Annotated in this window: 7 protein-coding genes; 4 read left to right on the top strand and 3 right to left on the bottom strand. The window is 42.6% G+C overall.

Annotation, left to right across the window (positions count from 1 at the left end):
- Window positions 1-190: 190 nt before the first annotated feature.
- The 4 genes from dnaK to WA010_RS00830 all read left to right on the top strand — a co-directional run bounded on the left by dnaK (window position 191) and on the right by WA010_RS00830 (window position 4,570).
- Window positions 191-2,068: a molecular chaperone DnaK gene (gene dnaK / locus WA010_RS00815; protein ID WP_422555279.1), complete on the top strand. Its 1,878-nt coding sequence runs from the start codon at window positions 191-193 to the stop codon at window positions 2,066-2,068.
- Between the two features lie 257 nt (window positions 2,069-2,325).
- Window positions 2,326-2,538 (top strand): hypothetical protein, encoded by a 213-nt coding sequence (locus WA010_RS00820; RefSeq protein WP_422555280.1) that lies wholly within the window; start codon window positions 2,326-2,328, stop codon window positions 2,536-2,538.
- 203 nt (window positions 2,539-2,741) lie between these two features.
- Window positions 2,742-3,974 (top strand): glutamate-5-semialdehyde dehydrogenase, encoded by a 1,233-nt coding sequence (locus WA010_RS00825; RefSeq protein ID WP_422555281.1) that lies wholly within the window; start codon window positions 2,742-2,744, stop codon window positions 3,972-3,974.
- A complete protein-coding gene (locus WA010_RS00830; RefSeq protein WP_422555282.1) occupies window positions 3,971-4,570 on the top strand; it encodes an ATP-binding cassette domain-containing protein in 600 nt (199 codons plus the stop codon). The genes WA010_RS00825 and WA010_RS00830 overlap by 4 nt, the downstream gene beginning before the upstream one ends.
- Here the strand turns inward: WA010_RS00830 and crcB are convergent.
- Genes crcB through WA010_RS00845 form a run of 3 tightly spaced genes read right to left on the bottom strand, consistent with a single transcriptional unit; the run spans window position 4,535 to window position 6,669 of the window.
- A complete protein-coding gene (gene crcB / locus WA010_RS00835) occupies window positions 4,535-4,921 on the bottom strand; it encodes a fluoride efflux transporter CrcB (protein WP_422555283.1) in 387 nt (128 codons plus the stop codon). The two genes, WA010_RS00830 and crcB, sit on opposite strands and share 36 nt — an antisense overlap.
- Complete coding sequence (locus tag WA010_RS00840) at window positions 4,890-5,585, bottom strand: lysophospholipid acyltransferase family protein (protein WP_422555284.1); 696 nt, start codon at window positions 5,583-5,585, stop codon at window positions 4,890-4,892. The genes crcB and WA010_RS00840 overlap by 32 nt, the downstream gene beginning before the upstream one ends.
- Window positions 5,566-6,669 (bottom strand): hypothetical protein, encoded by a 1,104-nt coding sequence (locus WA010_RS00845; RefSeq protein ID WP_422555285.1) that lies wholly within the window; start codon window positions 6,667-6,669, stop codon window positions 5,566-5,568. Before WA010_RS00845 ends, WA010_RS00840 begins: the two co-directional genes overlap by 20 nt.
- Window positions 6,670-6,791 lie beyond the last annotated feature (122 nt).

Raw genomic sequence — 6,791 nt, forward strand, 5'->3', positions numbered from 1 at the left:
ATCGTAAACACTTTCCAAAAAGGGTTTCGATATAAAGAGCGAACATTGCGCGATGCAATGGTCGTAATAGCGAACTAAAAGGTTTCTTTTCCGTTCGTGGTGAGCTTGTCGAACCATGAACTCACCCTTCGACAGGCTCAGGGTGAACGGATTAAGAATGACGAATTAAAATAAATAAAAAGGAATTAATATGTCTAAAGTAATTGGAATTGACCTTGGTACTACCAACTCATGTGTTGCAGTCTATGAAGGCGGCGAAGCAAAAATTATCCCGAACAAAGAGGGAAAAAACACGACTCCATCAGTAGTCGCATTTACCGACAAAGGTGAAATCCTCGTCGGTGATCCGGCTAAACGTCAAGCGATCACAAATCCAGATAAAACGATTTACTCGGTCAAACGTATCATGGGTCTTATGATGAACGAAGAGAAAGCAAAAGAGGCACACGATAAAGTTACCTATAAAATCGTTGATAAAAACGGCATGGCTGCGGTTGATGTTGCGGGTAAAATCTACACACCACAAGAGATCTCTGCAAAAATCCTTTCAAAATTGAAAGCGGATGCAGAGAGCTACCTCGGACAACCTGTAAGCGACGCGGTTATTACCGTCCCTGCGTACTTCAATGATGCTCAACGTAAAGCGACCAAAGAGGCGGGAACTATTGCAGGATTGAACGTTCTTCGTATCATCAACGAGCCTACTGCTTCTGCATTGGCATACGGGTTGGATTCAAAAGGGGATGAAAAAGTTCTCGTTTACGATCTAGGGGGCGGAACATTCGACGTTACCGTTCTTGAGATCAGCGAGGGGACTTTCGAGGTTCTATCAACCGACGGTAATGCGTTCCTCGGTGGGGATGACTTCGATAATAAAATCGTTGATTTCCTCGCAAACGAGTTCAAATCCGACCACGGAATCGATTTGAAAGCGGACAAAATGGCGCTTCAACGTCTCAAAGACGCGGCTGAAAATGCGAAAAAAGAGCTCTCTTCAGCAGAAGAAACTGAGATCAATCTTCCGTTTATCACCGCAGACGCATCGGGTCCTAAGCACTTAGTGGTTAAATTGACCCGTGCTAAATTTGAGGGGATGATCGATACTCTTGTTAAAGAGACGATCAGCCACATCAAAACTGCGATGAAAGATGCAGGGATGAGCAACAATGAAATCAACGAAGTTATCATGGTTGGTGGATCAACTCGTCTTCCAATCGCACAAAAAATGGTATCCGATGAATTCGGCGGAAAAACTCTTAACAAAGGGGTAAATCCGGATGAAGTCGTTGCAGCAGGTGCCGCTATCCAAGGTGGAGTTCTTCGCGGAGACGTTAAAGACGTACTTCTTCTCGATGTTACACCATTGTCACTAGGGATCGAAACGCTCGGCGGTGTGATGACTAAAATCATCGAAAAAGGGACTACAATCCCAGTTAAAAAATCGCAAGTGTTCTCGACTGCGGAAGACAACCAACCAGCCGTTAGCATTTCTGTAGGTCAAGGTGAGCGTGAGTTTGCCCGCGATAACAAATCTCTCGGATTGTTCGAGCTTACCGGTATCCCTGCCGCACCACGCGGTGTACCTCAAATCGAGGTAACATTTGACATCGATGCGAATGGTATCCTCACTGTTAGCTCGACGGATAAAGGAACCGGTAAATCTCAATCGATCACGATTTCTGGAAGCTCTGGACTCTCAGAAGAAGAGATCAACAAAATGGTTCAAGACGCTGAAAATCACAAAGCTGAAGATGCAAAACGCAAAGAGATCGTAGACCTCCGCAACCAAGCGGACGCTCTTGCGAGTCAAACCGAAAAATCTCTCAAAGAGATGGAAGACAAAATCGACGCATCTGAAAAAGCGGCAATCGAAACGGCTCTCGAAGAACTCAAAGCAGTGTTGAAAAACACCGACGCTTCGAAAGAAGAGATCGAAGCCGCTACGAAAAAACTAGCAGATGCCAGTCACAAAATGGCAGAGCAAATGTACAAACAAAATGAAGGTGGCGAAGCCGCTTCATCAAACGCGAAAAAAGATGACGACGTCATCGACGCTGAAATCGAGTAAGACTATTTTATACGCCACGGGAGTAAAACCTCCGTTGGCTACGTTAACACTGGGTTCTCTTCGGCAGAGTGCCCACGCACGCTTGCGTGCGTTCTCCGTTCGCCCTGAGTGTGTCGAAGGGTGCTTTCTCCGTCATCCCGTACTTGATACGGGATCCATTTCCCCCAGTATTCTTTCTTACTCAACTATAATTTATAATTTTACTTTCACTATTTTTTAATTTATCCAGTTGTATAAATAGATACCAAGGATAAAAAATGAATATTTCTGATACTCAATGTAAACAACAAAATTCTAATATTAATCATCTCGCACCCGATCAAGTCAAGAAAGAAAAAAAATTACAAGCACTATTTGCACTAGGTTCTTATCCATTGGGGGGTCAATTATATAAGGAGATCAAGCACGCATGTAGCATTCTCAGTAAAGTTCCAAACTGTAAACCGTTATATAAAGAAGATGAGCTTTAATCTCTCCCGTTCGCCCTGAGTTTGTCGAAGGGTATTTTCCCCGTCATTCCCGACCTGATCGGGGATCTATACCCATAAATTTAGCCTCGCTCTCTTACGATATTTCAAAATTTAGATTAACTATTTTGATGATCATTTATTTAGTATTGAAGAAGCTCCTTAATTCTCCTTTGTTATAATATCTCTAATAAAAGGGAACTATCATGGAACATTTTTTAGAAAAAGCAAAATCTGCCAGCCGTATTTTGGCGACGATGAGCGGAAACGAACGTAACCGAATCCTTCGCGAGATGGCTGAAGCCCTCCGTGCCAACACGATGAACATCATTGAAGCCAATGCCCTCGACATGCGCAGTGCGGATGAAAACGACATAGCTCCATCAATGAAAGAGCGATTATTACTCGATGAAAAACGGATTGAGTCGATGGCGGTAGCGATCGAAGAGATCGCCGCACTCAAAGATCCGATCGGAAAAGTGATCGAGGGGTGGGTCACCGAAGCGGGGCTGAAAATCGAGAAAGTGAGCATCCCAATCGGAGTGATCGGGATTATTTATGAGTCTCGTCCGAATGTCACCTCCGATACGGCGGCACTTTGTTTTAAAAGCTCCAACGGTTGTGTCCTCAAAGGGGGAAAAGAGGCGGAGCATTCTAACAGAATCATTGCCGATGTATTGCAACAAGTGCTACTGCGTAATAATCTCCCTAGAGAGTTGATTGCCCTTTTACCGGATGCCTCCCGTGAAGGGGTAGCGAAACTGATCAAAATGGATCGCTACGTCGATTTGATCGTTCCGCGCGGTGGAGAGGCGTTGATCCGATTTGTGAGCCAAAATTCGAGCGTTCCCGTCGTCAAACACGATAAAGGGTTGTGCCACACCTATATCGATAAAGATGCCAATATCGAGAATGCGATAGCCATTGCACTCAATGCAAAAGTTCAACGTCCGGGTGTGTGTAACTCAATGGAGACGCTGTTAGTGGATGAGCCGATTGCGCATAACATTCTGCCAATACTTAAAGAAGCATTTGATCATGCTCATACAGAGCTTAAAGGGTGTGAGCAAACCCGTGAGGTGATTGCTGTAGCTTCGGCTTTCGAAGAGGATTTTGATACAGAATATTTGGCAAATATCCTTAACATCCGTGTTGTAGATGGAGTCGATGGGGCAATTAGCCATATTGTTCGCTATGGTTCAGGTCACTCCGAGGCAATCATTACTGAAAATATCACTACAGCGGAGCGATTTATGGATGCCATTGATGCGGCGGCGGTTTATGTTAATGCTTCTACCCGTTTTACCGATGGTGGAGCATTCGGATTCGGGGCAGAGGTAGGGATCAGTACAAATAAGCTCCATGCACGCGGACCAATGGGGGTTGAGGGATTGACTACTTATAAATATAAAGTATACGGAAAAGGTCAGATTCGTTGAGTAGCGTTTTAGATATTCAAAAACTATCTTTTGGATATACAAAAGATAAATTATTATTTAATGATTTTTCTTTATCGCTCAATGAAGGGGAGATCAAAGCGATAATAGGACCAAGCGGTGTCGGTAAATCGACTCTCTTTGAACTCATTTTAGGGCACCGTAAAGCTCACATAGGCACTATCAAACCTTCATCCTTTTCCCAAGTGTTTCAAGATCCTTACAGCTCATTTCATCCTACTTACACGATACGTGAACAGATTATGGATGTGACATCGATGGAGGGGTATGAGATTTTAATGGAGCAAATGGGATTGGAAGAGGGATATTTGGATGTACTTTCCCATAAACTTTCAGGCGGACAGTTACAACGGTGTTCTATTTTGCGGGCACTCTTGATGAAGCCGAAACTTTTGCTATTGGATGAGCCAACATCAGCACTTGATAATCTTAATCAGCTCGATATTATGAAGTTGATTGTAAAACATATAGAGAGGATGGGAGTCTTACTTATCACCCATGATGAAGATTTGGCACGGTGGTGTGCTGATGAAATTATCTCTTTAGCTAAACCAATGGCGGAAGAGATAATATCCTGATGCTGCCATTAATACGGTACCAAACGTATTGAGAGCCATATTGGCAACCGCCATCAAAATATGACCGCCACTGAGTAGTAAAAAAGTCTCCATCGCAAAGGTGGAATAGGTTGTAAGCCCCCCTAAAAATCCGGTAGTGAGAAACGATTTCATTTGAACGCTAAAGAGTGTCGTGTAACTGAAATAGGCGAAGAGGGCACCGATAATAAAACTCCCCAGCAGATTAACCGAGAGCGTTCCAAAAGGGAGTGAGTGGGGAAAGTGATGGTTAACAACACCATTCATATAGGCACGGAGAATCGCCCCTAAAAAGGCACCGCTACCGATAGCGAGGATGGTTTGCCAACTCATCATCATAAACCTTTTGCATATGGGTATGGAGTTCATTTAACCAATCGGGATTCGATTTATCCGCTACGAACGAATCGAGATAGATGGCGGTAACACTCCCCGGATTAAAGATTTTACGTTTGTTGCTAAAATGCCAAGCGGTAGCAATCAAGACAATAGGTTGTACTTTAAGAGCGTATTTATTAGCTACCATTTTGGCTCCAACCTTGAACGGTTTCATTTTCCCACTCTCGGTTCTGGTTCCTTCGGGGAAAATCGTGATAATACGCCCATCATCGAGCCGTTCTTTACAATCTTTCATCATTTTAATAAGAGCTGTTTTACTTTCACGCTCTACAGCTATATCGTTGGGAAGACGAAGAACCAGCCCGAAAAAAGGGACTTTAAAAAGCTCTTTTTTGGCAACCCATGCTAAATCTTTGTTGGAAATGGTCTCCATTATTCCGATATCGATATCGCTTTGGTGGTTGATTAAATACATTTGTGCGTCAGGATCGGGGGCACCTTTGATACGTACCGGAACACCAACTAGAAGACGGATAAACCATGCTGAGAATTTAACGGCATACGGTTTTGGGAGAAGATAAAAAGTGGCAATCATCAGTGTCATACCACTGAAGATTATAATAACGGCATAAAGCCATTTAATTCGAGCAAAGATCACGTTTGTTAACCCATCCGACTTTACCGTCGCTGAGATGGACTTTGATAAAATCTCCTACCTCTTTTTCGGCTTCAAGGTGCTCTTCTTGTAGGGTCATCTCAAAAATAGTCCCATTTCTGATCGGAAGAAGATAGACTGGTGCATCTTTTTTGACACAGATATCTTGATTCGGTAAGAATGCAAAAATGATATAAAACATTGGTAGAGCTGAAGCATATAGATACCATTTTTGACGTCTCCAGTAAAAAAGTCCAGCTAGAATCAATACAATAATGATGGCAACTGCAACTTTGAGTTCAGTATGACGTGCATCGGTTGGAGAGAGATCGCTTTGAGTCGATACGGTATCATCATCAACGACTATGGGGATCGTTAATGCTTCGTAGCGCTGTTTTTGGAGATTAAAATAGGAAAAATTCAGATTTTGTTCAGAATTTGGAATAATCACATAATAGGTCATTTGTGATTCGCCAACATTTGAGAGTCTGGATTCAAACCCCTGCTTGATCGCATCAGCGATTCGGAAATCGTTGATATTACAGCGTGAGGCTTTAACGGTAAATATAACGACGTTGCTTTCATTATTGTAAACAGTTGTTTTATAGTTGAGAATAGTAAATTTATCAGCTAAAACATTCGCATATTTTGGAGGAGGAGTTAATGTTATTGCATTTAAGCTATAACCGTTTAGGGGTTCTGAAACGGCTCCGGTTGTAGTGAGTGTTGCTGTAATCGTGGGAAAACGTATCGAAGTTGATTGGATGAGGAAATAAAAAGTATCATAAATACCATCTTCTTTTACATTTCTACGGGGTGTATCACTAAAAATTCGAATCCCTTCTTCATCCTGTAAAGTATATTCAATATTACCGGATGCTAAATCAACGGGAGAAAGTTTAACAGTGAGTGCAATGATTTCACCAACATAGGGTTGTGTTGGTGGATTACTAAAGGATAATTTGAGGGCTGATGAAGATGAAACTTCTGAAAATAGTGAATCTATTTCACTTGTTGGTGAGTCAGTTTGAGTTGTTTCTTCTGTTGCTGAAATTTCAGAACCGCTTAAAACCGACGGTTCTGCCATGAGGCTTTGCACTATTAAGAAAAGAAAAATTAAAGCTTTCAAGCGTTAATAAACCCTTCGAGCATAGCTCTTCCATCTTTTGAACCTAAAAGACTCTCCATTGCACGCTCTGGGTGTGGCAT

Origin of the sequence: Sulfuricurvum sp., from assembly GCF_049305995.1 — a bacterium.
GTDB lineage: Bacteria > Campylobacterota > Campylobacteria > Campylobacterales > Sulfurimonadaceae > Sulfuricurvum.

What these genes read in the sequence shown, in the direction of transcription:
- dnaK (WP_422555279.1), top strand. Translation starts at nt 191, where the DNA reads ATGTCTAAAGTAATTGGAATTGACCTTGGTACTACCAACTCATGTGTT.
- WA010_RS00820 (WP_422555280.1), top strand. Translation starts at nt 2,326, where the DNA reads ATGAATATTTCTGATACTCAATGTAAACAACAAAATTCTAATATTAAT.
- WA010_RS00825 (WP_422555281.1), top strand. Translation starts at nt 2,742, where the DNA reads ATGGAACATTTTTTAGAAAAAGCAAAATCTGCCAGCCGTATTTTGGCG.
- crcB (WP_422555283.1), bottom strand. Translation starts at nt 4,921, where the DNA reads ATGAGTTGGCAAACCATCCTCGCTATCGGTAGCGGTGCCTTTTTAGGG.
- WA010_RS00845 (WP_422555285.1), bottom strand. Translation starts at nt 6,669, where the DNA reads ATGGCAGAACCGTCGGTTTTAAGCGGTTCTGAAATTTCAGCAACAGAA.